The sequence below is a fragment of the Mycobacterium sp. NPDC050441 genome, from assembly GCF_040655355.1.
GTDB lineage: Bacteria > Actinomycetota > Actinomycetes > Mycobacteriales > Mycobacteriaceae > Mycobacterium.
The window spans coordinates 594,446-620,847 of record NZ_JBFAJS010000002.1; the positions used below are offsets into that span (position 1 = coordinate 594,446).

A 26,402-nucleotide genomic window follows, 5' to 3' on the forward strand; every position below is an offset into this window, starting at 1 on the left:
CCGATGAGCGCTTGCGCGAGGATGAGCAACTAACTGAAATGGCTTCTAGTACATGACTTTACCGATTCTCGGTCCGATGAGCCTGACAGGCTTCGCGCACGCGTGGTGGTTCCTGTTCCTCTTCGTGGTTCTGGGCCTGATGGCGTACTACGTCCTCGTGCAGCGCGCGCGCAAGCAGCGGATCCTGCGGTTCGCCAACATGGAGCTGCTCGAAAGTGTGGCGCCCAAACAGCCGACCCGGTGGCGGCATCTGCCGGCAGCCCTGTTGGCGGCCTCGCTCGTCCTGTTGACGGTGGCGATGGCCGGTCCCACCCATGATGTGCGGATTCCGCGTAATCGCGCGGTGGTGATGCTGGTGATCGACGTATCCCAGTCGATGCGTGCCACCGACGTCGCGCCCAGCCGGCTGGCCGCCGCACAGGAGGCCGCCAAGCAGTTCGCCGATCAGCTCACCCCGGGGATCAACCTCGGCCTGATCGCCTACGCCGGAACGGCGACCGTCCTGGTTCAGCCGACCACCAACCGTGATGCCACCAAGAACGGCCTCGACAAGCTGCAGTTGGCCGACCGGACCGCCACGGGTGAGGGCATCTTCACCGCACTGCAGGCGATCGCCACCGTAGGTGCGGTGATCGGCGGCGGTGACGAGAAGCCGCCCGCACGCATCGTGCTGATGTCCGACGGCAAGGAGACCGTGCCGTCCAATCCGGACAACCCGAAGGGTGCCTACACCGCAGCGCGCACCGCCAAGGACCAGGGGGTGCCGATCTCCACGGTGTCCTTTGGTACGCCCTACGGCTACGTCGAGATCAACGACCAGCGCCAGCCGGTTCCGGTCGACGACGAGATGCTGGGCAAGATCGCCAAGCTGTCCGGCGGTGACGCCTTCACCGCGTCCAGCCTCGAACAGCTCAAGCAGGTGTTCACCTCGCTGCAGCAGCAGATCGGCTACGAGACCATCAAGGGCGATGCCAGCCTCGGCTGGCTGCGGCTGGGCGCGTTGGTGCTGGCCGTGGCCGGGGTGGCGGCTCTGCTGATCAACCGCAGACTGCCCGGTTAAGCCGCGATCACGCGTTCCCGGACGGCAGTCCGCACCGGTGAGGCGATTTTCAGACCATGCTGGTGACGAGATAAGTTGGCGGGCATGAGTGACAGTGCTGCCACCGAAGCCGACTCCGGAACCGCCTCTGCAGAAGCCGGCGGCCGGCCCGGGTTCGTTCCCCGTTCCGTCCTGGTCACCGGTGGAAACCGGGGGATCGGCCTGGCGATCGCGCAGCGACTGGCCGACGACGGACACAAGGTTGCCGTCACGCACCGCGGGTCCGGCGCACCCGACGGGCTGTTCGGCGTCGTGTGCGACGTGACCGACAACGAGGCCGTCGACCGCGCGTTCAAAGAGGTCGAGGAGCACCAGGGTCCGGTCGAGGTACTGGTGTCCAACGCCGGCATCTCCCAGGACGCGTTCCTCATGCGGATGACCGAGGAGCGGTTCGAGAACGTCATCAACGCAAACCTCACCGGAGCATTCCGGGTGGCGCAGCGGGCCTCGCGCAGCATGCAGCGCAAGCGTTTCGGCCGGATCATCTTCATCGGTTCGGTCTCCGGCATGTGGGGCATCGGTAACCAGGCCAACTACGCGGCCGCCAAGGCCGGTCTGATCGGTATGGCCCGCTCGATCTCCCGGGAGCTGTCCAAGGCCGGCGTCACCGCCAACGTGGTGGCCCCGGGTTATATCGACACCGAGATGACCCGCGCCCTGGACGAGCGGATTCAGGCGGGTGCCCTGGAATTCATCCCGGCCAAGCGGGTCGGTACCGCCGCGGAGGTCGCCGGCGCGGTGAGCTTCCTTGCTTCCGAGGACGCAAGCTACATCGCCGGTGCGGTGATCCCCGTCGACGGCGGCATGGGCATGGGTCACTGATCCACCTGGATCTGGCCCAAAGATATTGGTCTACTGAAACTTTCTCCAAGAAGGAGTCGCACTAATGGCAGGTTTGCTCGAAGGCAAGCGCATTCTCGTCACCGGGATCATCACGGACTCGTCGATCGCGTTCCACATCGCGAAGGTGGCCCAGGAGGCCGGGGCTGAGTTGGTGCTCACCGGGTTCGACCGGATGAAGCTGATCCAGCGCATCGCCGACCGGTTGCCCAAGCCGGCGCCGCTGCTGGAACTCGATGTGCAGAACGAGGAGCACCTGGCGAGCCTGGCCGACCGGATCTCCGGTGTCATCGGCGAGGGCAACAAGCTCGACGGCGTGGTCCACTCGATCGGCTTCATGCCGCAGACCGGTATGGGGGTGAACCCCTTCTTCGACGCCCCGTACGCGGATGTCGCCAAGGGCATCCACATCTCGGCGTACTCCTACGCCTCGCTGGCCAAGGCCACGCTGCCGGTCATGAACGAGGGCGGCAGCATCGTCGGCATGGACTTCGACCCGACCCGCGCGATGCCGGCCTACAACTGGATGACAGTCGCCAAGAGTGCGCTGGAGTCGGTCAACCGGTTCGTCGCCCGCGAAGCCGGCCCGTTCGGTGTTCGCTCGAATCTCGTTGCGGCCGGACCGATCCGGACCCTGGCCATGAGCGCGATCGTCGGCGGCGCCCTGGGCGCCGAGGCCGGCGATCAGATGCGGCTCCTGGAAGAGGGCTGGGATCAGCGCGCACCTGTCGGCTGGAACATGAAGGATCCGACGCCGGTCGCCAAGACCGTGTGTGCGTTGCTGTCCGATTGGCTGCCCGCCACCACCGGCACCATCATCTACGCCGACGGCGGCGCCAGCACCCAGCTGCTCTAGCGTATGGACGGCCCGGGTACTTTCGACGCTGTCCTGCTGCTGTCTTTCGGGGGACCGGAGGCACCGGAGCAGGTGATGCCGTTCCTGGAGAATGTGACCCGGGGGCGCGGAATCCCCGCCGAGCGGTTGGCCGACGTCGCCGAGCACTACCTGCATTTTGGTGGGGTATCGCCGATCAACGGGATCAACCGGGCACTGATCGAGCAGCTGAAACTGCAATTGCCCGATCTGCCCGTGTATTTCGGTAACCGAAACTGGGAACCGTACGTCGAGGACACAGTTGCGGCGATGCGCGACAACGGTATTCGGCGGGCGGCGGTGTTCACCACGTCGGCCTGGGGTGGGTACTCGAGCTGCACCCAGTACGTCGAGGACATCGCCAGGGCTCGGGCCGCGGTAGGTGCCGGCGCACCGGAGCTGGTCAAACTGCGCCAGTACTTCGACCATCCGCTGCTGGTCGAGATGTTCGCCGACTCGATCGCGGCAGCGGCCGCCACCCTGCCGGCCGAGGTGCGCGACGAGGCCCGGCTGGTATTCACCGCCCACTCGGTGCCCATCGCTGCCGATGAGCGCCACGGCCCGCGGCTCTACAGCCGTCAGGTCGATTACGCGACGCGCCTGGTGGCCACCGCTGCGGGTTACGGCGACTACGACCAGGTCTGGCAGTCGCGGTCGGGTCCGCCCCGGATCCCGTGGCTGGAGCCCGACGTGGCCGATCATCTGACTGTGTTGGGTCAGAAGGGAACCCGGGCGGTCATCGTGTGCCCGATCGGATTCGTCGCCGACCACATCGAGGTGGTGTGGGACCTCGATTACGAGCTGCGGCTGCAGGCCGAAGGGGCCGGCATCGCCTTCGCGCGGGCCGGCACACCGAACGCGGACGTGCGGTTCGCCCGGCTGGCCGCCGGGTTGATCGAGGAGTTGCGCACCGGTGCGGAGCCGTTGCGGGTCGCCGGTCCCGATCCCGTCGCAGGTTACGGATCCAGCGTCAACGGCGCGCCGTGCTCACCGCACTGCTGTGGCGCGAAAAGCTAGTCACGCCAAGCAGATTGCAGGATGGCCTCGAGCGCGGCCAACCGTGCGGAGCGCACCACCTGAGCCAGCGGCCGCATGGCGTCGCCGGCGATCTGAACTTCCGAGGAACTCTGCAGGCCGATCGGCATCAGTCCCGAACTCACGGTGGTGATCGCTTCCACGTGCGCGGCGTTCTCCAGCACCCGCACGGCCCGGGTGGGGGCGTGGTCGGGGATGCGGTGCATCCGTCCGGCTTCGAGGATGTCTTCGACCATGCCCCGGGGATCGTCGACATCGACACCGATACCGTCTCGCAATGCGACCAGCGTGTCGGCGGCAGAGCGCACGGCTGAGCGCAACTCGTACTCGGCCTCGCCGAGATCGTAGTGCTGAGGCGGCGGCAGAACGGGCAGTGAGTACACGGTCCACGACAGTGCCCGTGGCTCGGGCTCGAACGTGGATTCGGTTTCCATGTCGTCGAATTCGAAATATTCGAACTCCGGCACCAGCCCGACGCCGTCGAGCTCGTCATGGGTCACCAGCACCGCTTCACCTACGGTCAGCGCATCGCGCTGGAACTGCGAACCCGCGGGCAGTCCGCGGACATCGCCGGGCACCGGCAGGGCGACCCTGATCGAGGGCCGGGTACCGGATCTGCCGACGGCGGTGCGCAGAGTCTGCAACAACGACACCGAACCCGAGTCTTCCAACTCAGGCCAGGGCAGCCCGGTACGGACCGCGGCCTGCGAGTCGTAGGCGGTCACAGAATGCATTGGTGCCCACTGGGATAACGCGTCGAGGATGTCGTCGGGCGCGGCTGCGCCCGCGAGCCAGGCATTGGCCCACATCGAGAGAGTTGCACTTGGACACCACATGATCCTGGCAGTGTAATTGTCGGTCGCCGATCAGGTCGGATTCGCTAGGGTGTCCCTATGCCCCTTCCGCTGATCTGGCTCATCCTGGCGCTGGGACTCGCCGGGGCAGAAGCGCTGACCGGCGACATGTTCCTGCTCATGCTGGCCGGCGGTGCACTGGCCGCGACCGGATCGAGTTGGCTGTTCGACCTGCCACTGTGGGCCGACGGAGTGGTGTTTCTCGTGGTCTCCGTCCTTTTGCTGGTGCTGGTCCGGCCCGCGCTGCGGCGCCGTTTCGAGGCCGGGCGGGGACTTCCGGAACCGGTCAAGGCGCTGGAGGGCAAGTCCGCGCTGGTATTGGACCGGGTGGCGCAGCACGAGGGGCAGGTCAAGCTCGACGGAGAGATCTGGACGGCGCGGCCCCTCGACGACAACGATGTGTACGAACCGGGTGATCACGTGACCGTTGTCAGGATCGACGGCGCCACCGCGGTGGTCTTCAAAACGATGTAGTAGCTCTGCAAAACGACGTAGTACCTCAGAAGGGATTCACCATGGAAGGTGCCGTAGCCGGGCTGATCTTGCTGCTTGTGCTTGTGGTGTTCGCGATCATCATCGTGGCCAAGTCGGTTGCACTCATTCCGCAGGCCGAGGCTGCGGTGATCGAGCGTCTCGGCCGGTACAGCCGCACGGTCAGCGGCCAGCTGACGCTGCTGGTGCCGTTCATCGATCGGATCCGGGCGCGGGTGGACCTGCGTGAGCGGGTGGTGTCGTTCCCGCCGCAGCCGGTGATCACCGAGGACAACCTGACGCTCAACATCGACACGGTGGTCTATTTCCAGGTGACCGACCCGGCCAAGGCGGTGTACCAGATCAGCAACTACATCGTCGGTGTGGAGCAGCTGACCACCACGACGCTGCGCAACGTGGTCGGTGGCATGACCCTGGAGCAGACGCTGACCTCACGCGACTCGATCAACGCCCAGTTGCGAGGTGTGCTTGACGAGGCGACAGGTCGCTGGGGGCTGCGGGTGGCGCGGGTCGAGCTGCGCAGCATCGACCCGCCGCCGTCGATCCAGGAGTCGATGGAAAAGCAGATGAAGGCCGACCGTGACAAGCGGGCCATGATCCTGACCGCCGAGGGCGTGCGGGAGTCGTCGATCAAACAGGCCGAAGGCCAGAAGCAGTCGCAGATCCTGGCCGCCGAAGGTGCCAAGCAGGCCGCGATCCTGGCGGCCGAGGCAGATCGGCAGTCCCGGATGCTGCGCGCCCAGGGTGAACGAGCCGCCCAGTATCTGCAGGCCCAGGGCCAGGCCAAGGCCATCGAGAAGACCTTCGCCGCCATCAAGGCGGGCCGGCCCACTCCGGAGATGCTGGCCTACCAGTATCTGCAGACGCTGCCGCAGATGGCGAAGGGTGAGGCCAACAAGGTGTGGCTGGTGCCCAGTGATTTCGGTTCGGCCCTGCAGGGGTTCACCAAGATGCTGGGCGCGCCCGGCGAGGACGGGGTCTTCCGCTACACCCCGCCGCCGGTGGAGCAGGATCTGCCCAAGCCGGAAGACGATTCTGACGAGGTTGCCGGGTGGTTCAACACCGAAACCGATCCGGAGATCGCACGGGCCGTTGCGAAGGCCGAGGAAGCGGCACGGGCCACCCCGCCGCCGCTGGGTGCCCCAGCGCCGCAGCAGTCATTGGGGACCCCGCCGGGGATCCCGCCCAATGAACTGGAGGGTGGCGCGCACCGCGCGTAGTCTTCGGGTTCGCGCGCCTTGCTTGACTTCCTTGACGCAGTAGACTTGACGAGGTTGACGCATCTGGGAGGCTTCGATGACCGATCTCGCATTGTTCGAGCGTCAGATCATGCGGTCGGTCAGCCGGAAGGTCCATGAGCGGTTGCGTCGGGCCGACGAGGCCAGCCTCGGCCCGGAGGCATTCGGCGACCCGGAGGAGATCGCCGACGCCATGGTGGCCGCTTTGCCGCTGGGCCATGTGTTCGACGAGATCACGGGGCCGTTCTACGACACGGCAGGGCTGACCCGCTGGCTCGGCGTAACCCGCCAGGCGCTGCACCAGAAGGTGGCGCGGTACACGGTTTTGGCCTGCCCGCTCGACGACGGCGGGGTCGTGTACCCGACCTGGCAGTTTCTCGACAGCGGCGCCACCATTCCCTCGCTGCGCGACGTGCTGGTCGCGCTGACCGCGGGCACCGACGATCCGTGGATGGCCGCGCTGTGGATGCGGGCGCCCAGTGACCGACTCGACGGGTCCTGCCCCGCGGACTGGCTGCGCCACGGTGGGGATCCGCAACGGGTGATCGAGATGGCGCGGGAGACCGCCGCGAGTTGGAGCGCATGAGCCGTCAACGGCCCGCACTCGGTTCACCGCCGGATGTCGCCGGGTTCCCACGGTCCCGGTTGCGCACAGACCATCAGCTGTACCGGGCACACGCCGTGGACAAGTCACCGTGGTGGTTCTCCTCAGATCTGACCGGTCGCTTCGATCTGCTCCCGCCGAACGGAACCTGTTATCTGGCAACCGATGTCACGACGGCGTTGCGGGAGCGCTTCGGGCACGACCTGGTGCGCCAGGGCGCGGTCACGTTCGAGGCCGCGGCCCGCACCGCGGTGTCGAGGGTGCGGGCGCCGGGCGCCAGATGGTTGGCCAACACGTGTTCGCCGCGGGCGGCCTCGTTCGTCGGGATGACCCGCGAGATCGGTACGTGCCCGGACTACGCGCTGCCGCAGGCCTGGGCCGCGGCCTTCTTCGCCACCGGGCGTCACACCGGAATTCGCTATCAGACCCGGTTCAGCACCGGCGCGGGCGCGAATGCGGTCGCCCTGTTCGAGGGTGCGGGACAATGTGATTGGGCCGTCGACTCGTCACCGACCGGCGGCGTGCAGGCCTGCGTGACCGTCGGCATCATCGTGGCGCATCGGCCCACTCGGCGTCAGGTGCGCATCCAACCTCCACCGGGCTAGGACGGTGGGGATCAGCGGCGGGGCTGCAACCGCAGTTCCACCATCGGCAGCGGTGCATCGGTATCGGTGATCGGTTGGCCGAGCGTCTCCTCGAGGATGAGCCTGAACTGTTCCCACGTCTTCGGATGCTGCGAGCGGTAATTCGCCAGTACCCGGTCGACGGCCTGCTGATCGAGCGCACGTGCGACAGCGGCGGCCGGCCGGTGACTGCCGAGCCACACCCGGACCTGTGGATTGACCGAAACGTTGCGGAACCACTGGGCCTTCGCGCCGAAACCCGAAGCGACGACGATGGTGTCGGGGTTCGGACGGCCCACCACTTCGAGCACGACGTAGCGGCGTGCGCCGGATGTGCGACCGATGTGCTCGAGCATCATCATCCTCGTGCCGAACAGCGCCCCGGCACGCATCCGGTAGAGCCAGATCGGGGCACGCACGAGTCGCCGGTTGCGTAGGAGTTTGGCACCGAGATCGGGCAGCGCGGCCATCCGTTGTCTCCTCAGGATTCCGTGAGCGTGCGTGAAATGCCCACCGACCGCGGGGGGTCGGCCTCCAGATGCGCACGCTCGCGGTGATGGAGGCGCCATTCGTAGACCAGGCCGGCCACGCCGAGCGCGGCGGTGCTCACCGACACCAGAACCAGCGCCGGGCTGATGTTCCCGGTCAACGCGTCACCGAGAACGACGACGGCCGCCGTGCCGGGGAACAACCCCACCAGCGTCGCGAGTGTGTAGGGCACGACCCGCACACCAGAGGCGCCGGCCGCGTAGTTCAGCACCGAGAACGGCACCGCCGGGATCAACCGCATGGACAACACCACCGGCCAGCCGCGCCGGCGCAGCCGGGTATCCAGCGTGTCGATCCGAGGATGGGGGACCAGCCGATTGAGCTGCCAACCGGCCGCCCGGATCAAGAACAATGCGAGCACGGCGCTCACCGCACTGGCCACCACCGCGATCGCCACGCCCAGTACCGGCCCGAACAACAGGCCCGCAGCCAGGGTGAACGCGGTGCGGGGGAACGGGAAGACGGTCACCACGATGTGTGCACCGAGGAAGACCAGCGGGAACCACGGGCCCACCGACGTGGCCCAGTCCCGCATCTGCATCGCCGTCGGCAACGGAACCAGCACGGCAACTGCGACAAGAATCACAATCCCGGCCAGCAGGCCCACGATCCGCCGGGTCGGCAATTGGGAAGCTGTCGCCAGCACCGCGGCGCGCACCACGCGCAGGGTTCTGACGACGGGTTTCACGTCTTACAACAGTACGGGCCATCGGCGGGGAACTCCGATGGGCGCGGCCGTGAGTCGACCTACCAGCGGTCAGGGCCGTGATGGCGATCATTTAGCCTGAGGGGCGAGTGGGTAGGTCACACGCTGCGATAACAGGAGATGCGGGTGTCGTTACAGGGGACGAGTGCGGTTGAGTCGGACCGCGCGCAGTGGCGGACGGCGGTCGCCGGCGTGCTGGCCAAGAGCAGTCGGCGGGACGTGGCCGATCTGCCGGCCGAGCCGGAACGCCTACTGGATTCGCAGACGTACGAGGGTTTCGTCATCCGGCCGCTGTACACCAGCCTCGACGCGCGGCCCGAGCCCACCCTGCCGGGGCAGTGGCCGTTCGTGCGCGGCGGCGACGCGCTGCGTGACGTGAAGTCCGGCTGGAGGGTCGTCGAGAGCTTCCCCGCCGTCGCGGATACCGCGGTCGGCACGGTCAACGGTGCCGTCTTGGTGGCATTGACCGAAGGGGCCAGCGCCCTGGCCCTGCGGGTCGGCGGCGAGGGCGGTATCGCCCTGGGTGAGCTGGACCGTCTGCTGGACGGCGTGTTCCTGGATCTGGTGCCGGTGATCTTTGAACCCGTTGCGAACGCCGGCGCGGATGTGGCCGCCACCGCCGATGCGGTGTTGCCACTGCTCGAAGACCTGGACGAGGACCAGCGCTCGCGGCTGTCGATCGACCTGGGAGCCGACCCGCTGACCGCACCGCTGTCGGGGAAATACACCGCGGACGAGGCTGACCTGCCGGCCGCCGTCGCGAAGCTCACCGGTTACGCCGGCGGGGTCCGGGCCATCACCGTCGACGGTCCGGCGTTCCACAACCTGGGCGCCAGCGCGGCCTGGGAGCTCGCAGGATCGGTCGCCGCGGCGGTCGCTTACCTGCGCGTCCTCGGCGACGGCGGGGTGTCCACACCGGATGCGTTGCGGCAGATCAGCTTCCGTTACGCCGCCGACGACGATCAGTTCATGACGATCGCCAAGCTGCGCGTCGCGCGGCAGCTCTGGGCGCGGGTCGCCGAGGTGGTCGGCGCTGCTGACGCCGGAGCTGCCCGGATTCACGCTGTGACCTCGCTGCCGATGATGACCCAGCGTGATCCCTGGGTGAACATGCTGCGCACCACGCTCGCCGCCTTCTCGGCGGGCGTCGGGGGAGCCGACACCGTGCAGGTGCATCCGTTCGACGCGGCGATTCCCGACGGCCTGGACGGCACGTCGGCGAGCTTCGCGCGCCGCATCGCCCGTAACACCCAGCTACTGCTGCTGGAGGAATCGCACATCGGTCAGGTGCTCGACCCGGCCGGCGGCTCGTGGTTCGTCGAGGATCTGACCGCTCAGCTCGCCGAGCAGGCCTGGGCGCACTTCCAGGACATCGAGGCGCGTGGCGGCTTCGTCGCGGCCCGCGACTACATCGCGGCCCAGATCGCCGAGGTCGCTGCCAAGCGCAGTGACGACATCGCGCACCGGCGCACCGCGATCACCGGTGTCAACGAATTCCCCAACCTCGACGAACAGCCGCTCCCGCAGGGATCTTCGGTGTCGTCGATCGCCCGGTACGCAGCCGGGTTCGAGACGCTGCGCGACCGCTCGGATGCGTTCCTCGCGGCCACCGGAGCCCGCCCCAGGGTTCTGCTGCTGCCGCTCGGACCACTGGCCGAGCACAACATCCGCACCACATTCGCGTCGAACCTGCTGGCCTCCGGCGGCATCGAGGCGGTCAACCCCGGGATCGTCGAGGCGGCCGCGATCGCCGCCGCGGTGGCCGATGCCGGGGCCCCGACGGTTGCGGTGCTGTGCGGTACCGACGCCCGCTACGGTGCCGAGGCCTCCGGCGCGGTGGCAGCCGCACACGCGGCCGGAGTGCGTCAGGTACTCCTGGCCGGCCCGGAAAAGGCTGTCGCCGAGGCTGATTCGAAGCCCGACGGATACCTGACCGCCAAAATCGATGCGGTCGAAGCTTTGTCGAACCTGCTCACCGGACTGGGGGCCTGAGATGACAGCCACAACAGGATCAGAGATCCGTAGTTTCGCCGACGTACCGCTGCGCGGGGACACCCCGGCCCAGCCGGCCACCCCGGATGCGGTGCAGGAGCATGTCGCGGCGGCCGCCGCCGCACACGGCTACACCCCTGAACAGCTGACGTGGACCACGCCCGAGGGCATCGACGTCAAGCCGGTGTACATCTCCGCCGACCGCGACGACGCGGCCGCGGCCGGCTACCCGCTCGACACCTTCCCCGGCGCACCGCCTTTCGTGCGTGGGCCGTACCCGACGATGTACGTCAACCAGCCGTGGACAATCCGTCAGTACGCCGGGTTCTCCACCGCCGCCGAATCCAACGCGTTCTACCGGCGCAACCTGGCCGCCGGTCAGAAGGGTCTGTCGGTGGCCTTCGACCTGGCCACCCACCGCGGCTACGACTCGGACCACCCGCGGGTGGCCGGTGACGTCGGAATGGCCGGGGTGGCCATCGATTCGATCCTCGACATGCGTCAGTTGTTCGACGGAATCGACCTGTCGTCGGTGAGTGTGTCGATGACGATGAACGGCGCGGTGCTGCCGATCCTCGCGCTCTACGTCGTCGCGGCCGAGGAACAGGGTGTGCCGCCGGAGAAGCTCGCCGGGACCATCCAGAACGACATCCTCAAAGAGTTCATGGTCCGCAACACCTACATCTATCCGCCCAAGTCGTCGATGCGGATCATCTCGGACATCTTCGCCTACAGCAGCGCGAAGATGCCGAAGTTCAACTCCATCTCGATTTCGGGCTACCACATCCAAGAGGCAGGTGCGACAGCCGATCTGGAGCTGGCCTACACGCTGGCCGACGGTGTCGAGTACATCAAGGCCGGCCTCGAAGCCGGGTTGGACATCGACAAGTTCGCGCCGCGGCTCAGCTTCTTCTGGGGCATCGGCATGAACTTCTTCATGGAGGTGGCCAAGCTCCGTGCCGGCCGCCTGCTGTGGAGCGAGCTCGTGGCCCAGTTCGACCCCGAGAACGACAAGTCGCTCTCGCTGCGTACCCATTCGCAGACCTCGGGCTGGTCGCTGACCGCGCAGGACGTGTTCAACAACGTGGCCCGTACCTGCGTCGAGGCGATGGCGGCCACCCAGGGGCACACCCAGTCGCTGCACACCAACGCACTCGACGAGGCGCTGGCTCTGCCCACCGATTTCTCGGCGCGGATCGCCCGCAACACTCAGCTGCTGCTGCAGCAGGAGTCGGGCACCACCCGGCCCATCGATCCTTGGGGCGGCTCGTACTACGTCGAGTGGCTCACGCACCAGCTGGCCGAGCGGGCCCGGGCGCACATCAAGGAGGTCGCCGAGCACGGCGGCATGGCGCAGGCCATCAGCGACGGAATCCCGAAGCTGCGCATCGAGGAGGCCGCCGCCCGTACGCAGGCCCGTATCGACTCGGGCGCACAGCCGCTGATCGGCGTCAACAAGTACCAGGTCACCGAGGATCAAGAGATCGAGGTGCTCAAGGTCGAGAACAGCCGGGTCCGGGCCGAACAGCTGGCCAAGCTGCAGCAGCTGCGGGCCGACCGGGACGAGTCGGCCACCCAGGCCGCGTTGGCCGAGCTGACCCGCGCAGCCGAGGCCACTGGCTCGGCCGGTGAGGACGGGCTGGGCAACAACCTGCTGGCGCTGGCCATCAACGCCGCCCGCGCCAAGGCCACCCTCGGCGAGATCTCTGACGCACTGGAGAAGGTGTACGGGCGCCATCAGGCTGAGATCCGTACGATTTCGGGCGTCTACCGCGACGAAATCGGGGGAGCTGGAAAGGTCGGCGGAATGTCTACCGCGACGGAGCTGGTGAGTAAGTTCGCCGAGGCCGACGGCCGACGGCCGCGCATCCTGGTGGCCAAGATGGGTCAGGACGGGCACGACCGTGGGCAGAAGGTGATCGCGACGGCATTCGCCGACATCGGTTTCGACGTCGACGTGGGCTCACTGTTCTCGACCCCCGAGGAGGTGGCTCGTCAGGCCGCCGACAACGACGTACATGTGGTCGGGGTGTCCTCGCTGGCTGCGGGGCATCTCACCCTGGTGCCCGCGCTGCGCGACGCGCTGGCCGAGGTGGGTCGGCCCGACATCATGATTGTCGTCGGCGGGGTCATCCCGCCCGGGGACTTCGACGAGCTGTACGAAGCCGGGGCGACCGCGATCTTCCCGCCGGGCACCGTGATCGCCGATGCCGCCATCGGCCTGCTGCAGAAGCTGGCAGACCGGCTCGGTTACCAGCTGAGCTAGCAGTGGCTCTCATTCGGCGGGCAGGAGCGGAGCGACCTGGGATATGAATTCGGTTCCTGAGCTCGCGGCCGCGGTCCGCAGTGGTGACCGCGCCGCGCTGGCGCGAGCCATCACGATGGTCGAATCCACCCGGGTCGACCATCGTGACCAGGCTCAGCAGTTGCTGCTGGAGCTGATGCCGGACGCGGGCAAAGCCCAACACATCGGCATCACCGGGGTTCCCGGCGTCGGCAAGTCGACGACGATCGAAGCTCTCGGCATGTACCTCATCGAGGCCGGCCACCGGGTCGCCGTCCTGGCGGTGGACCCGTCGTCGACCCGGACCGGTGGCTCGATCCTGGGTGACAAGACCCGCATGGCCCGTCTGGCAGTGCATCCGGATGCCTATATCCGGCCGTCGCCGACGTCCGGGACGCTCGGCGGCGTGGCCAAGGCCACCCGGGAGACCATTGTTCTGCTGGAGGCGGCAGGCTACGACGTCATCCTGGTCGAGACGGTCGGGGTGGGGCAGTCCGAGGTCACGGTGTCGAACATGGTCGACACCTTCGTGTTCCTCACCCTGGCCCGCACCGGTGACCAGCTGCAGGGCATCAAGAAGGGCGTGCTGGAGCTGGCCGATGTCATCGTCGTCAACAAGGCCGACGGCGAGCACGCAATCGAGGCCAAGGCTGCCGCCCGCGAACTGACGGGCGCCATCCGTCTCATCTATCCGCGCGAAACACTGTGGCGGCCACCGGTTCTCACGATGAGCGCGATCGAAGGCCATGGGCTGGTCGAGCTGTGGGAGACGGTGCTCAAACATCGTCAGGTGCTCACCGACGCCGGCGAGTTCGAGGCCAGGCGCCGGGTGCAGCAGGTGGATTGGACGTGGTCGATGGTGCGTGACACCGTGCTGGACCGCGTGATGTCGCATCCCGGCGTGCGCAGCATCCGGGACGACGTGGAGCGTCGGGTGCGCGAGGGTGAACTCACTCCGGCCCTGGCCGCGCAGGAAATTCTCGACGCGGCCGACTGACACCCGGACCGGCGCACTTACGCTGTTCGCAGCGACACCGAAGCGAGAGGCTGGGCTGACCCGAGATGAGGGACGTGAAGGCGAAACTGCGTGTGCTGGTGGCCGCCGCAATGGTCGGCGGAGCGGTGCTGGCCGGCTGTGGCGGCCAGTCGACGGGCACACAGCCCACGGTGGCCAAGACCAAGCTGCAAACCATGGCGAAGGAGAAGCTGGAAGCCGCGGCCAAGCGCAAGGCCAAGTCTGTGACCTGCGACGACGGCATCGTCGGGAAAGTGGGGGCGACCCAGCATTGTGTGCTGACAGCCAAGGACGGCAGCAAGTACGGCGTTACGGCCACGGTCAAGAACATCGAGTCCGACAAGGTCAACATCGACTTCAAGGTGGATGACAAGCCGAGTTCCTGACCTGTTAGCCGGGCCCCGGCTAACAGGTAGGTAACGCTTGTGGAATTTGCCGGGGGGCCAGGTAAATTCAAGTGTGTGACCGATCACAACGGGGAGCGCGACGAGGCGCTTCCACACGGCGTCCAAGGCGCGGCGGACAGGAACTTCTCCTGCACGGTCCGCGGCTTCTCGAAACTGTTCCCGGGCCGGAAGTACGGCGGCGGTGCGCTGGTGATCCTCCAAGACGGTCAACCGGTGGTCGACGTCTGGACCGGCTACTCGGACCGCGACGGTACGCAGCACTGGACGGCCGACACCGGTGCGATGGTGTTCTCCGCGACGAAGGGCATGGCCTCGACGGTCATCCACCGTCTCGTCGACCGCGGTCTGATCGATTACGACGGCCCGGTGAGCAAGTATTGGCCTGAATTCGGGGCCAATGGCAAATCCTCCGTCACGGTGCGGCAGGTGATGGCGCACGAGGCCGGCCTGTCTCAGCTCAATGGCGTCAGCAAAGCCGATCTGCTGGATTACCGGGTGATGGAGGGCCGGGTCGCGGCGGCGCCGGTGAACTCAGTGCTGTTCGGCAAGTCGGCGTATCACGCGCTCACCTATGGTTGGCTGTTGTCGGGTCTGGCTCGCGCGGTGACGGGGCAGAGCATGCGTGAGCTGTTCCGCATCGAGTTGGCCGAGCCGTTGGGCACCGATGGTCTACATCTGGGGCGCCCGCCGGCCGACGCCCCGACCCGGGCCGCACAGATTCTCATTCCGCAACGACGGTGGCCCAACCATGTCTTCGACTTCGTGGCTCCGCGGGTAGCCGGGCTGAACTTCTCGGGCGCCTTCGGCTCGATGTACTTCCCCGGGGTGATGTCCCTGGTTCAGGGCGACACCCCGTTCCTGGACACCGAGGCGCCCGCCGTCAACGGTGTTGCCACCGCCCGTGGCCTGGCCCGGATGTACGGTGCAATCGCCAACCAGGGCCGCCTCGGTGGCGTGGATTACCTGTCTGAGCGCGTTGTTGTCGGTCTGGCCGGTCCGCCCGGTTTACGCCCGGATCGCAATCTGGGGGTGCCGCTCGGCTTCCATCTCGGGTATCACTCGGTGCCGTTCGGGATCATGCCCGGATTCGGCCATGTCGGGCTCGGCGGGTCGGTTGGCTGGGCGGATCCGGCCAGCGGGTTGGCGATCGGGTTTGTGCACAACCGGCTGCTGACCCCGATGGTGTTGGACATGGCTGCCTTCGTCGGTCTCAACGCTCTGATCCGCAAGGATGTCGCTCGCGCCCGTGAGCGCGGATTCGGGGCCGTGCCGGATCTCGGTGCGTCACCGTACGAGGTACCCAAGCCCGCCGCGGGATAGTCCGTCTTTCCGATCGCCGGAGCCGACCTGAGAACATGTCAGGTCGGCTCCATTCGTTGCGGGGGGTTGAGAGCGGGGCGGGAACGGCGGCGTACCGCTTCCACCTGCAGTGATATACATCACACCATGTCCCAGGTATGGGATGCCCTTCCCGGGATTGCAGCGCATGTCCACCGTTAACCTCGACTTCTTTGCCTTAGTAGACAGAATGTGGTTTCTGTCACGCATTCAGGTTTGCCGTGGGCTGGATCTCAACAGGCCTGCCCTGGCCCCGGGGTTTGGTACGCGGATGTCCCGGGCGTTGCGACACTCAGGCCGGCGGTGGCGATCAATGCTGGTTATGACGTTGCATAGTCAATAATGCCCATTAGCTGATGCGTCGTTCGGGTACACATTCGTACCGTTATCGAGCGTCCCGTCGGTGAAACATGAATTCGGTTCAAATACGGATCCCGGAGTTTGCGTGCCGGTGGCCAGCTAACTATTGGCAGGGGACCTATGAATTAACTGTGAGTGGCAAACTGAACAACGTTTCCAAACTATGGACAACCTGAGAAAATGTGTCTCCACGGCCGAAATCAGCCGAGTGTTAGTTAGCGGGATAATTTCTGCTGCAGAGTGACAGCGCGGGTCGGCATACCGAATGTTGCTGTGCCACAGCAGAATTAGTGGTCAGCGGGGGCGTCGCCGGACCCTCTTCGGTGTCTCGCTGGTGAAATTGACCGGTGCTGCCATTTCTCAAGTATTGGTCGGCGCAGCGAACGCGTGAACGTTTTTGCGATCGGGCGTTTCCAACATCTGGTTGGGTCACGCGCTAGGCTACGGACCCGCGTTGGCAACGACTCGTACCGGATACGGGGATTCGGTACCGTGCGTCGTGGGCGACGTAGCGCACATTCTTTTCCGCGTTCTAAGTATGTTGATCGACGCTTTGCTGATCGATCGCATCGAGAGAGGTGAGCCAACTTGGCCGAGACACCAGTCACCCCGATTGCCGTTATCGGCATGGGCTGCCGTCTGCCCGGGGGGATCGACTCACCGGCTCGGTTCTGGGAGGCCCTCCTGCGGCGTGACGACCTCGTCACGAAGGTTCCGCTCGATCGCTGGGATGCTGATGAGTACTACGACCCGGAGCCCGGAGTTCCTGGTCGTTCGGTCTCCAAGTGGGGTGCGTTCCTCGACGACGTCGCGGGATTCGACGCGGACTTTTTCGGTTACGGCGAGCGCGAGGCGCCGTCCATCGATCCGCAGCACCGGCTCCTGCTCGAGACGTCGTGGGAGGCCCTCGAACACGCGGGCCGCGCTCCGGGCGACATCTCCGGTTCGTTGACCGGTGTCTTCCTCGGTATGACGCACAACGACTACCAGATGGTCGCTGCCGAGGCCGACGCGCTCGACGGTGCCTACGGCTTCGCCGGGACGAACTTCAGCCTGGCGTCGGGCCGCGTGGCCTATGCACTGGGCGTGCACGGACCCGCGCTGACGGTCGACTCGGCATGCTCATCTGGCTTGCTGGCCATTCACATGGCATGCCGGAGCCTGCACGAGTCGGAAAGCGACCTGGCCCTGGCCGGCGGCGCTTCGCTCCTGCTGGACCCGAAGAAGATGGTGGCGGGCTCGGCGCAGGGAATGTTGTCGCCCACCGGTCGCTGCCACGCGTTCGACGTCGGCGCCGACGGGTTCGTCTCGGGCGAGGGCGTCGCGATGGTGCTGCTGAAGCGTCTTGCCGATGCCGAGCGTGACGGCGACCGCGTGCTGGCCGTGATCCGCGGGACCGCGGCCAACCAGGATGGCCGCACGATCAACATCGCGACCCCGTCGGAGGAGTCGCAGAGCGCGGTCTACCGTGCGGCACTGGCCGCAGCAGGGGTCGATCCGGTGACCGTCGGCATGATCGAGGCCCACGGAACCGGAACCCCCGTCGGCGATCCCATCGAGTTCGCCAGCTTGGCCGCGGTGTACGGCACCGAGGGACCGTGCGCCCTCGGGTCGGTGAAGACGAACATCGGGCACGCCCAGTCGGCATCCGGGGCGATCGGTCTGATCAAGGCCGTACTCGCGCTGCAGCACGGCGCCGTTCCGGCCAACCTGCATTTCACCGAGTTGCCCGAGTCGATGGCCCGGCTCAACAGTTCGTTGGTCGTACCCACCGAACTGACGGAATGGCCCGTCGCCGGGGAGCACCCGCGGCGCGCTGCCGTGTCGTCCTACGGGTTGTCCGGCACCAACGTGCACGCAGTGCTCGAGGCGCCTGCCGCCGGGACTGAACCTGCCGGTGCGCCGGCCGGCGCTGCCGAGCCGATGATCTTCGCGGTGTCGTCCACCTCGGCCGACGAACTGCGCCGTACTGCCGGCCGGTTGGCCAACTGGCTGATCCACGAGGCCGACGATCAACCGTTGCCGGATCTGGCCTACACACTGACGAGGCGCCGGGCTCACCGGCCGTTCCGAACCACGGTGACGGCCGCGACCGCCGAGGAACTCGGGGCAGCGCTGCGGGAGGTCGCCGAGGGCGACGCCGTGTACGAGCCTGCAGTGGGGGCCGGCGAGCGCGGACCGGTGTGGTTGTTCTCGGGCCAGGGCTCGCAGTGGGCGGGGATGGGTGCGCAACTCCTGGCCACCGAGCCTGCGTTCGCGGCGGCCATCGCCGAATTGGAACCCCTCATCGCCGAAGAGTCGGGTTTCTCTGTGACCGAGGCGATTTCGGATCCCGAGCCGGTCGGGGGCATCGACCGGGTGCAGCCGACGATCTTTGCGATGCAGGTCGCGCTCGCAGCGGCGCTGAAGTCCAGGGGAGTGCAGCCCGGAGCTGTCATCGGCCATTCGATGGGCGAGGCAGCGGCCGCCGTGGTCGCGGGTGCGTTGTCGCTGCAGGACGCCGTGCGGGTGATCTGCCGGCGGTCGACCCTGATGACCCGGATCTCGGGTTCGGGCGCCATGGCCTCGGTCGAACTTCCCGCACAACATGTGCTGTCCGAACTTGCCGCGCGAGGCATCAAGGACGTGGTGATCTCGGTGATCGCCTCGCCGCGATCCACCGTGGTCGGTGGAACCACCGAACGCATCCGAGAGCTCGTCGCCGACTGGGAACAGCGGGACATCATGGCCCGCGAGGTCGCGGTCGACGTCGCGTCGCATTCGCCACAGGTCGATCCGATCCTCGACGGCCTCGCCGAGGCGCTCGCTGACCTGACCCCGCTCACGCCGACGGTGCCGTACTACTCGTCAACCTCGTACGACCCACGCGACGAGCCCTACACCGACGCCGACTACTGGGTCGACAATCTGCGCCACGCCGTGCGGTTCTCGGCTGCGGTGCAGGCCGCTCTCGAAGACGGCTACCGGGTGTTCGGTGAGCTGGCCCCGCACCCACTGTTGGTCCACCCGGCCCAACAGGTCGCCCGCAGCCTGGACATCAACATCGCGGCACTGCCGAGTATGCGACGCGAGACCGAGATGCCCACCGGCCTGTTGCAGTACGTCGGCGACCTGCACAGTGCGGGTGCCGCCGTCGACTTCGGGACGCTGTACCCGGCGGGCGCCCTCGCCGACGCACCCCTGCCCACCTGGACCCGTCTGCCCCTGACCGTCAGTCGGGACGCTCGTGAGCACCTTCCCGGCGGTGGACATCTGCTCAGCGTCCATCCGTTGTTGGGTGCACATGTCGTCCTTCCCGAGGATCCCGAGCGGCATGTCTGGCAGGCCGACGTCGGTGTCGACGCCCAGCCGTGGCTGGCCGACCATCAGGTCCACAACGTGGCCGCGCTTCCGGGCGCTGCGTACTGCGAGATGGCGTTGGCGGCCGGCCGCTCACTGTTGGGCGATGCCTGCGAGGTGCGTGACATCACCTTCGAACAGATGCTGCTGCTCGACGACGAGACCGTGGTCTCGGCCGAGGCGAAGGTGACCCCTGAAGGCGCCGTGAAATTCCTGGTCGAGACGGCGGGGGAGAGCGAGCAGATCCGGCGTGCCGCGGCGGTGATCGTCGAGGTGGACCCGTCTGATGCCCCGGCCCGGCACGATCTCTCCGAACTCAAGACGGCCCATCCCCGTCGCGTCGAAGGGGACGTGCTGCGGAAATGGTTCGGGGACAAGGGTATTCAGTACGGACCTGCGTTTTCTGGTCTGGCGGCGGCATACACCGCCGACGGGCCGGTCACGAGTGTCCTGGCTGAGGTGGCCCTGCCGAGCGCAATCCGGTCCCAGCAGGGCGCCTATCAGATTCATCCGGCCCTGCTCGACGTGTGCTTCCAGTCCGTGGCGGCGTACGCCGAAGGTGAGGATCCGGGCGGTCTGCTGCTCCCGCTGGGCGTGAAGAGCCTGCGTGCATCCGGTTCGACCCGTGCCGCGCATTACTGCCTGCTGCAGGTCACCAACGCCGACGCCACCAGCGTGGAAGCCGATCTCGACCTCCTCGACGAGGACGGTGAGGTGCTATTGGTCGTCCGAGGCCTGCGGTTGGGCACCGGCATGTCCGAGGGCGGTCAGCGGGACCGCATCTTCAATGAGCGACTGCTCGCCGTTGAGTGGCACGAGCAGGAACTGCCGGAGGCGCAGACGTCCGGGACGGGCAAATGGTTGTTGATCACGTCCGACGCCTCCGACCTGCTGACCACCGAATTGGCCGACGCACTCGAGCCCGATCTCGGTGACGTGTCGACGGTGGTATGGCCCGAAGGGGCGAACCAACCGGCCAATGCCGAATCGCTGCGCAAACACCTCGGTGCAGAGGCCTACAGCGATGTCGCCCTGGTCCTGGCCGGCGCTGTGGCTACGGGGGACCGGCAATCGGGTTCCCGGGGTCTGGAGCTGGTCCAGCGTGTCGTTCACATCGTGCGTGAACTCATCGACGTCGACGACCAGGCGCCCCGCCTGCATCTCATCACGCGTGGCGCACAATCCGTTCTGCCCGGAGACGCACTCAACCTCGACCAGATCGGGTTGCGCGGACTGGTCCGCGTGATCGGAAACGAGCAGCCGCAACTGCATGCGACTCAGATCGACGTCGACGAGCGCACCGATCCCAAGGACATTGCGCGCCAATTGCTCGCGGGAAGCCCTGAGGACGAGACCGCCTGGCGCGACGGGCACTGGTACACCGCGCGACTGGGGGCCAGCCCGCTGGCCGCCGGTGAGCGTCTGACCACCACCGTCGACATGTCCACCGATCCCGTGCGCCTGAGCATCCGTACCCCAGGGGATTTCAGTTCCCTGGAGCTCACCACCTTTGAGCGGACAGCGCCCGAGCCCGGTTGCATCGAGGTGCGGGTCAGCGCGTCGAGCCTGAATTTCGTCGACATCCTGGCGGCCTCGGGCCGGTATCCCGGTCTGGCCGAGCAATCGGCAACGCTGGGCCGCGATTTCGCCGGAATCGTGACGGCGGTCGGACCCGATGTCACCGACCACAAGGTCGGCGATCGGGTGGCAGGTGTGGCGACAACCGGTTGCTGGGGCACGTTCGTCACGTGTGCCTCCGACCTTGCCGTCGCGCTGCCCGATGAGCTGGCGATGGACAGTGCCGCCGCAGTACCCACCGCGCATGCAACGGCGTGGTACTCATTGCGAGAGTCGGCGCGGATATCGGCACAGGACAAGGTGCTGATCCATTCGGCAACCGGAGGCCTCGGTCTGGCCGCGATAGCGATCGCACGCGAGTGCGGAGCCGAAGTGTTCGCCACCGCGGGCAGTCCGGCGCGTCGACAACTGTTGCGCGACATGGGCATCAAGAACGTCTACGACTCGCACACGCTGAGCTTCGCCGATGAGATCAGACGCGACACCAACGGATACGGTGTCGATGTCGTGCTCAACTCGCTGACCGGATCGGCGCAACGCGTCGGACTGGAACTGCTCGCCTTCGGCGGCCGGTTCGTCGAGACCGGAGTCGCTGACCTTCGCACTGACGCCACCCTCACGCCGGCGATGATCCGGGACGGCCTGTCGTTCCACGCCGTCGATCTGTCGTCGCTGAGCCAGCGCCGGCCCGACGTCGTTCGTCGCGTACTGCAGACCGTGTTCGGCATGATCGCCGAAGGCGCGCTGCCGCTTCCGGAGGTCAGCACCTATCCGCTGACCGAATGGACGGCGGCGCTGGAACTGATGGGTGCGGCCGAGCACACCGGCAAGCTCGTCTTGCAGATCCCGGAGTCGGGCTCTGTCACGGCGGTGGTGCCGCCCGAGCACGCGCCGGTTTTCCGCGCCGACGGGGCGTACGTGATCACTGGTGGACTCGGCGGCCTGGGACGGTTCCTCGCCGAGAAGATGGCGTTGGCCGGTTGCGGCCGGATCGTGCTCAACGCCAGGTCGCAGCCCTCCGCCGAAGCGGTGGCCGAACTAGACCGGATACGGGGCCTCGGTACCGAGGTGGAGGTCGTCAACGGCGACATCGCCGATCCGGCCACCGCCGCGGCGCTGGTGTCGGCGGCGACGGCCACCGGGCTGGCGCTACGGGGTGTCCTGCACGCGGCTGCGGTCGTCGAAGACGCCACGCTGACGAACATCACCGATGAGCTGGTGGCCCGAGACTGGACACCAAAGGCTGTGGGCGCGTGGAACCTCCACGAGGCGACGCGGTCGGAATCACTGGACTGGTTCTGCTGCTTCTCGTCGGCCGCGGCCCTGGTGGGCTCGCCCGGGCAGGGCGCGTACGCGGCGGCCAACAGCTGGTTGGACGGATTCACCGGGTGGCGGCGCAATGAAGGACTGCCGTCGAGTGCCATCGCGTGGGGTGCGTGGACCGAGATCGGCAAGGGCACCGGATTCGCGGATGCCTCCGACTCGGCGATCGCTCCCGACGAAGGTGCCCACGCTTTCGAGACGATGCTGCGGTACAACCGCGGATACGCCGGCTACACGCCGATTGTGGGGGTGTCCTGGCTCGCCGACTTTGCCAAGCGCGTTCCGTTCGCCGAGTCGTTCCGTCCCGCGAGTTCCGGGGATTCCGACGCCAGCGGCTTCCTCACCGAGTTGTACGCCAGTCCGCAGGACGAATGGCCGTCACGCTTGCGCCGTCTGGTCTCCGACCAGATCAGTGTGTTGCTGCGTCGTTCGATCGACCCGGACCGGCCGCTGGCCGAATACGGCATCGACTCGCTGGGCAACCTCGAGGTACGGACCAGGATCGAGACCGAAACCGGGGTGCGGATCAGCCCGGCGGACATCACCACGGTCCGCGGGCTCGCCGACAGGCTGTGCGAGAAATTGATCGCCAATGCCGACACGGAGCTGACACCGACGGCGTGATGCCGAATTCGGTTGAGTTTATAGAGGAGTCACGTTGCTGTTAGGGTCCGTTGCGATCGGTTCGATCGAAGAGTGGGAAGCATCGCCCGGTTCTGCCGTTTCCTGGCGAGCCTCGCCGGCCTCGTGCGCCAAGGCGGCTGAAGCGCCCGTCAGTGAGATCCCGGTCAGCTACATGCAGGCCCAGCACTTGCGCGGGTTCGTCGATCAGCGAGCCAAGGGCCTGGACTACTCCCGTCTGGTGATCGTGACGTGTGATATTCCAGGGCAATGCGACATCAGGGCGATGACCTATGTGGTCAATGCCCATGTGCGCAGGCATGACACGTTCCGCAGTTGGTTCGAGTACCACGATGTCCACAACATCGTTCGGCACACGATGCCCAATCCGGCCGACATCAAGTTCGTGCCCACCCGGCACGGCGATCTCACGTCGGCGGAGCTGCGTCAGCTGACGTTGTCGACGCCGGATCCGCTGCACTGGGACTGCTTCACCTACGGCATCGTCCAGTACCCGGACCGATTCACGCTCTATGTGAGCATCGACCACCTGCACATGGATGCGACGTTCGCGGGTGTCACGCTCATGGAATTCCACGCGATGTACACCACCCTCGTCAGTGGTGGAGCCCCGCTGGCGCTTCCGGAAGCGGGCAGTTACGACGCGTTTTGCCTGCGGCAGAAGGAACTGCTCGGTGCCCTGACGCCGGACTCACCGGAAGTCAAGGCGTGGGCCGACTTCGCGACCAGCAACAAGGGCAGCCTGCCGGACTTCCCACTGCCCCTGGGCGATCCGCTCGAGCCGTGTGGAGCGGAGATGTGGGTCGAGACCCTCATGGACGAGGAACAGACAGCCAATTTCGAATCGGCATGCGTCGCAGCCGGGGCCCGCTTCATCGGTGGCATGCTCGCCTGCACGGGATTGGCCGAGCACGAGTTGACCGGCGCGGACACCTACTACGGGCTGACCCCGAGCGATACCCGCAAGACCACCGCCGATCTGATGACGATGGGCTGGTTCACCGGGCTGGTCCCGATCACCGTGCCGATCGCGGGCAGGTCCTTTGCCGAATCGGCCGTTGCGGCACAGAAATCCTTCGACGCTGGACATCAGCTCGTGGATGTCCCGTTCTACCGGGTGCTCGAGCTGAGACCCGAATTGGATTGGCCGAGGCCGAACTTCCAGGTGATCAACTTCCTGGACGCCGGGGCGGCACCATTGTCGGTCCTGCTCACCACCGAGCTGGAATCGATGCGGATCGGTATGTTCAGCGACGGCGTGTACTCGTACCAGATGACGGTGTTCCTGGTGCGATTGAAGGACCGCACGGCGGTTTCGGTGGTCTATCCGAACAATCCCGAGGCACATGAATCGGTCGGCCGGTACGTCAAGGTACTGAAGTCGACGTGTGCCCGGGTGCTGGAAAACCTCGGCGCAGGGTCGCGCAGGTGAGTCGTGGAATGAAGTCAGAACAGGAAGGCAGACTCGATGACTGAGTCGACACTCAACGGCGTGTTGCGTGAGCGGGCGAGCATGCAGCCCAACGACATCGCCTACACCTTCGTCGATTACGAACGCGACTGGGATGGCGTCGAGGAGACCCTGACCTGGGGTCAGCTCTACCGCCGCATCCGAAATCTGGCGGGGGAGCTGCAGACCCATGCCGCGGCGGGGGACCGCGCGGTGATCCTCGCGCCTCAGAGCCTGGAATACGTCGTCGCCTTCCTGGCGTCGCTGGAAGCCGGCGTGGTCTGTGTCCCGCTGTCGACGCCGATGTTCGGCGCTCACGACGAGCGCGTCACCGCGGTCCTCCGGGACGCGGCGCCCACGGTCATCCTCACCACATCCGCCATCTCCGAGACGGTGGCGCCGTATGCGGTGGCGCAGGACGGCACCCCGGCGCCCGTCGTGCTCGAGGTAGACAAGCTCGACCTCGACTCCCGCAAGGCTGTTCGCCTGCGGCGCGAAGCTGCCCCCGCGACCGCGTACCTGCAGTACACCTCCGGCTCGACGCGGATTCCCGCGGGCGTGATGGTGTCGAATCGCAACCTGACGGCCAACTTCGAGCAGATGATGGCCAGCTTCTACCCGGACTACAACCGGGTGCCGCCGTCAGACACCACCGTGGTGACATGGCTGCCGCTTTACCATGACATGGGGATGATGGCGGGGATCGTCGCGCCGATTCTCGGTGGATGGCGCACCGTGATGATGAGCCCGTTGGCGTTCCTGGCCCGACCGGCACGCTGGATGCAACAGCTCGGCAGCGTGACCACCGGGTTGACCGCCGGACCCAACTTCGCCTTCGACCTGGCCTCGGCCAAGACCACCGATGACGATATGGCGGGTTGCGACCTGGGCAACGTGCTGAGCATCATCAGCGGTGCCGAGCGTGTTCACCATGCGACGATCGAACGCTTCACCAAGCGGTTCGCCGCATTCAACCTGCAGGGCAAGGTGATTCGGCCGTCCTACGGTCTGGCCGAGGCCACGCTGTACGTCGCGACGCGCGAGCCGGGGAAGCCACCGGTGGTGGCCAATTTCGAGCCCGAGAAACTGGCCGCCGGGCACGCCGAGCGGTGTGCCAGCGGAACCGCGCTGATCAGCTATGGGACACCGCAGAGCCCGGCGGTACGGATTGTCGATCCGGAAACCCACACCGAGATGCCCGCCGGGATGATCGGTGAGATCTGGGCACAGGGCGAGAACATCGCGGCCGGATACTGGAACCGGCCCGATGAGACGCAGGAGACATTCGGCGCGACGGTCGACGGCGTACCCGGCGGAACATGGCTGCGGACCGGCGATCTGGGCTTCATCTCCGAAGGTGAGTTGTTCATCATCGGCCGGGTCAAAGACCTCCTGATCGTCCGCGGGCGCAACCACTACCCGGACGACATCGAGGCCACGGTGTCGGCGATCTCCCGCGGACGTGTCGCTGCGATTGCGGTGAACCACGACGAGGAAGAGAAGCTGGTCGCCGTCATCGAGGTGAAGAAGCGTTCGGACGAAAGCCCGGAGGATCTGTCCGAGCGTCTCACGTCGATGAAACGCGAAGTGATCTCCGCGATCTCGACGACGCATGGGCTCAATCCCGCCGACCTGGCGCTGGTCGCTCCCGGCTCGCTCCCGATCACCACCAGCGGCAAGGTCCGCCGTCAGGCGAGCGCAGAACTGTACCGCCGACAGGAGTTTGCGAGGTTGGACGCCTGATCGGGGCTGACCCGACG

General features: G+C 66.7%; 19 protein-coding genes. 16 read left to right on the forward strand and 3 right to left on the reverse strand.

Annotated features, from left to right (window positions below):
* Positions 1 to 52 precede the first annotated feature (52 nt).
* The 4 genes from AB0I14_RS07945 (at position 53) to AB0I14_RS07960 (ending at position 3,830) form a co-directional block, all read left to right on the forward strand.
* Positions 53 to 1,060 carry a VWA domain-containing protein gene (locus AB0I14_RS07945; RefSeq protein WP_358018405.1) on the forward strand — a complete coding sequence of 336 codons (1,008 nt, stop codon included), beginning with the start codon at positions 53 to 55 and terminating at the stop codon, positions 1,058 to 1,060.
* A gap of 84 nt (positions 1,061 to 1,144) precedes the next feature.
* Complete coding sequence (gene fabG1, locus AB0I14_RS07950; RefSeq protein WP_358018408.1) at positions 1,145 to 1,921, forward strand: 3-oxoacyl-ACP reductase FabG1; 777 nt, start codon at positions 1,145 to 1,147, stop codon at positions 1,919 to 1,921.
* Between the two features lie 64 nt (positions 1,922 to 1,985).
* Positions 1,986 to 2,795, forward strand: a complete 810-nt coding sequence (gene inhA, locus AB0I14_RS07955) for an NADH-dependent enoyl-ACP reductase InhA (protein ID WP_358018412.1) — start codon at positions 1,986 to 1,988, stop codon at positions 2,793 to 2,795.
* A 3-nt stretch (positions 2,796 to 2,798) separates the two neighbouring features.
* A complete protein-coding gene (locus AB0I14_RS07960; RefSeq protein WP_358018415.1) occupies positions 2,799 to 3,830 on the forward strand; it encodes a ferrochelatase in 1,032 nt (343 codons plus the stop codon).
* Here AB0I14_RS07960 and AB0I14_RS07965 read toward each other — a convergent pair.
* On the reverse strand, positions 3,827 to 4,684 hold the full coding sequence (locus tag AB0I14_RS07965; protein ID WP_358018418.1) for a hypothetical protein: 858 nt from the start codon (positions 4,682 to 4,684) through the stop codon (positions 3,827 to 3,829). The genes AB0I14_RS07960 and AB0I14_RS07965 overlap by 4 nt on opposite strands.
* Before the next feature lie 57 nt (positions 4,685 to 4,741).
* Here AB0I14_RS07965 and AB0I14_RS07970 point away from each other — a divergent pair, with 57 nt between their 5' ends.
* The 4 genes from AB0I14_RS07970 to AB0I14_RS07985 all read left to right on the forward strand — a co-directional run bounded on the left by AB0I14_RS07970 (position 4,742) and on the right by AB0I14_RS07985 (position 7,641).
* Positions 4,742 to 5,176 (forward strand): NfeD family protein, encoded by a 435-nt coding sequence (locus AB0I14_RS07970; protein ID WP_358018421.1) that lies wholly within the window; start codon positions 4,742 to 4,744, stop codon positions 5,174 to 5,176.
* A 41-nt stretch (positions 5,177 to 5,217) separates the two neighbouring features.
* Positions 5,218 to 6,414 carry an SPFH domain-containing protein gene (locus tag AB0I14_RS07975; RefSeq protein WP_358018424.1) on the forward strand — a complete coding sequence of 399 codons (1,197 nt, stop codon included), beginning with the start codon at positions 5,218 to 5,220 and terminating at the stop codon, positions 6,412 to 6,414.
* 76 nt (positions 6,415 to 6,490) lie between these two features.
* Positions 6,491 to 7,018 carry a hypothetical protein gene (locus AB0I14_RS07980; protein ID WP_358018427.1) on the forward strand — a complete coding sequence of 176 codons (528 nt, stop codon included), beginning with the start codon at positions 6,491 to 6,493 and terminating at the stop codon, positions 7,016 to 7,018.
* On the forward strand, positions 7,015 to 7,641 hold the full coding sequence (locus AB0I14_RS07985; protein ID WP_358018430.1) for an RES domain-containing protein: 627 nt from the start codon (positions 7,015 to 7,017) through the stop codon (positions 7,639 to 7,641). Before AB0I14_RS07980 ends, AB0I14_RS07985 begins: the two co-directional genes overlap by 4 nt.
* Positions 7,642 to 7,652: 11 nt before the next feature.
* On the opposite strand, the gene AB0I14_RS07990 is transcribed toward AB0I14_RS07985, so the two are convergent.
* Together AB0I14_RS07990 and AB0I14_RS07995 are read right to left on the reverse strand one after the other, a co-directional pair.
* Positions 7,653 to 8,129, reverse strand: coding sequence for a nitroreductase family deazaflavin-dependent oxidoreductase (locus AB0I14_RS07990; protein WP_358018433.1), 477 nt, complete (start codon positions 8,127 to 8,129; stop codon positions 7,653 to 7,655).
* 11 nt (positions 8,130 to 8,140) lie between these two features.
* Positions 8,141 to 8,896 carry a TVP38/TMEM64 family protein gene (locus tag AB0I14_RS07995; protein ID WP_358018436.1) on the reverse strand — a complete coding sequence of 252 codons (756 nt, stop codon included), beginning with the start codon at positions 8,894 to 8,896 and terminating at the stop codon, positions 8,141 to 8,143.
* 138 nt (positions 8,897 to 9,034) lie between these two features.
* Here AB0I14_RS07995 and mutA point away from each other — a divergent pair, with 138 nt between their 5' ends.
* The 8 genes from mutA to AB0I14_RS08035 all read left to right on the forward strand — a co-directional run bounded on the left by mutA (position 9,035) and on the right by AB0I14_RS08035 (position 26,385).
* Entirely contained in the window at positions 9,035 to 10,906 is a 1,872-nt protein-coding gene (gene mutA, locus AB0I14_RS08000; protein ID WP_358018439.1) for a methylmalonyl-CoA mutase small subunit, read from the forward strand.
* A gap of 1 nt (position 10,907) precedes the next feature.
* A complete protein-coding gene (gene scpA, locus AB0I14_RS08005) occupies positions 10,908 to 13,172 on the forward strand; it encodes a methylmalonyl-CoA mutase (RefSeq protein ID WP_358018442.1) in 2,265 nt (754 codons plus the stop codon).
* Between the two features lie 43 nt (positions 13,173 to 13,215).
* Positions 13,216 to 14,187, forward strand: a complete 972-nt coding sequence (gene meaB / locus AB0I14_RS08010) for a methylmalonyl Co-A mutase-associated GTPase MeaB (protein ID WP_358018446.1) — start codon at positions 13,216 to 13,218, stop codon at positions 14,185 to 14,187.
* A 65-nt stretch (positions 14,188 to 14,252) separates the two neighbouring features.
* Positions 14,253 to 14,591 (forward strand): DUF4333 domain-containing protein, encoded by a 339-nt coding sequence (locus AB0I14_RS08015; RefSeq protein WP_358018449.1) that lies wholly within the window; start codon positions 14,253 to 14,255, stop codon positions 14,589 to 14,591.
* 75 nt (positions 14,592 to 14,666) lie between these two features.
* Entirely contained in the window at positions 14,667 to 15,932 is a 1,266-nt protein-coding gene (locus AB0I14_RS08020) for a serine hydrolase domain-containing protein (protein WP_358018452.1), read from the forward strand.
* Positions 15,933 to 16,898: 966 nt separating this feature from the next.
* Positions 16,899 to 23,174 carry a sulfolipid-1 biosynthesis phthioceranic/hydroxyphthioceranic acid synthase gene (gene pks2, locus AB0I14_RS08025; RefSeq protein WP_358018455.1) on the forward strand — a complete coding sequence of 2,092 codons (6,276 nt, stop codon included), beginning with the start codon at positions 16,899 to 16,901 and terminating at the stop codon, positions 23,172 to 23,174.
* Between the two features lie 34 nt (positions 23,175 to 23,208).
* Positions 23,209 to 24,624, forward strand: a complete 1,416-nt coding sequence (locus tag AB0I14_RS08030; protein WP_358018458.1) for a condensation domain-containing protein — start codon at positions 23,209 to 23,211, stop codon at positions 24,622 to 24,624.
* A gap of 36 nt (positions 24,625 to 24,660) precedes the next feature.
* Positions 24,661 to 26,385: an AMP-binding protein gene (locus AB0I14_RS08035; RefSeq protein WP_358018461.1), complete on the forward strand. Its 1,725-nt coding sequence runs from the start codon at positions 24,661 to 24,663 to the stop codon at positions 26,383 to 26,385.
* Positions 26,386 to 26,402 lie beyond the last annotated feature (17 nt).

Excerpts from the sequence above, each read along its gene's own strand:
- AB0I14_RS07960 (WP_358018415.1), top strand. The coding sequence starts at position 2,799 with ATGGACGGCCCGGGTACTTTCGACGCTGTCCTGCTGCTGTCTTTCGGG.
- AB0I14_RS07970 (WP_358018421.1), top strand. The coding sequence starts at position 4,742 with ATGCCCCTTCCGCTGATCTGGCTCATCCTGGCGCTGGGACTCGCCGGG.
- meaB (WP_358018446.1), top strand. The coding sequence starts at position 13,216 with ATGAATTCGGTTCCTGAGCTCGCGGCCGCGGTCCGCAGTGGTGACCGC.
- AB0I14_RS08015 (WP_358018449.1), top strand. The coding sequence starts at position 14,253 with ATGAGGGACGTGAAGGCGAAACTGCGTGTGCTGGTGGCCGCCGCAATG.
- AB0I14_RS07980 (WP_358018427.1), top strand. The coding sequence starts at position 6,491 with ATGACCGATCTCGCATTGTTCGAGCGTCAGATCATGCGGTCGGTCAGC.
- AB0I14_RS07990 (WP_358018433.1), bottom strand. The coding sequence starts at position 8,129 with ATGGCCGCGCTGCCCGATCTCGGTGCCAAACTCCTACGCAACCGGCGA.
- AB0I14_RS07965 (WP_358018418.1), bottom strand. The coding sequence starts at position 4,684 with ATGTGGTGTCCAAGTGCAACTCTCTCGATGTGGGCCAATGCCTGGCTC.
- mutA (WP_358018439.1), top strand. The coding sequence starts at position 9,035 with ATGCGGGTGTCGTTACAGGGGACGAGTGCGGTTGAGTCGGACCGCGCG.
- AB0I14_RS07985 (WP_358018430.1), top strand. The coding sequence starts at position 7,015 with ATGAGCCGTCAACGGCCCGCACTCGGTTCACCGCCGGATGTCGCCGGG.
- inhA (WP_358018412.1), top strand. The coding sequence starts at position 1,986 with ATGGCAGGTTTGCTCGAAGGCAAGCGCATTCTCGTCACCGGGATCATC.
- scpA (WP_358018442.1), top strand. The coding sequence starts at position 10,908 with ATGACAGCCACAACAGGATCAGAGATCCGTAGTTTCGCCGACGTACCG.
- AB0I14_RS07975 (WP_358018424.1), top strand. The coding sequence starts at position 5,218 with ATGGAAGGTGCCGTAGCCGGGCTGATCTTGCTGCTTGTGCTTGTGGTG.
- fabG1 (WP_358018408.1), top strand. The coding sequence starts at position 1,145 with ATGAGTGACAGTGCTGCCACCGAAGCCGACTCCGGAACCGCCTCTGCA.
- AB0I14_RS07945 (WP_358018405.1), top strand. The coding sequence starts at position 53 with ATGACTTTACCGATTCTCGGTCCGATGAGCCTGACAGGCTTCGCGCAC.
- AB0I14_RS08035 (WP_358018461.1), top strand. The coding sequence starts at position 24,661 with ATGACTGAGTCGACACTCAACGGCGTGTTGCGTGAGCGGGCGAGCATG.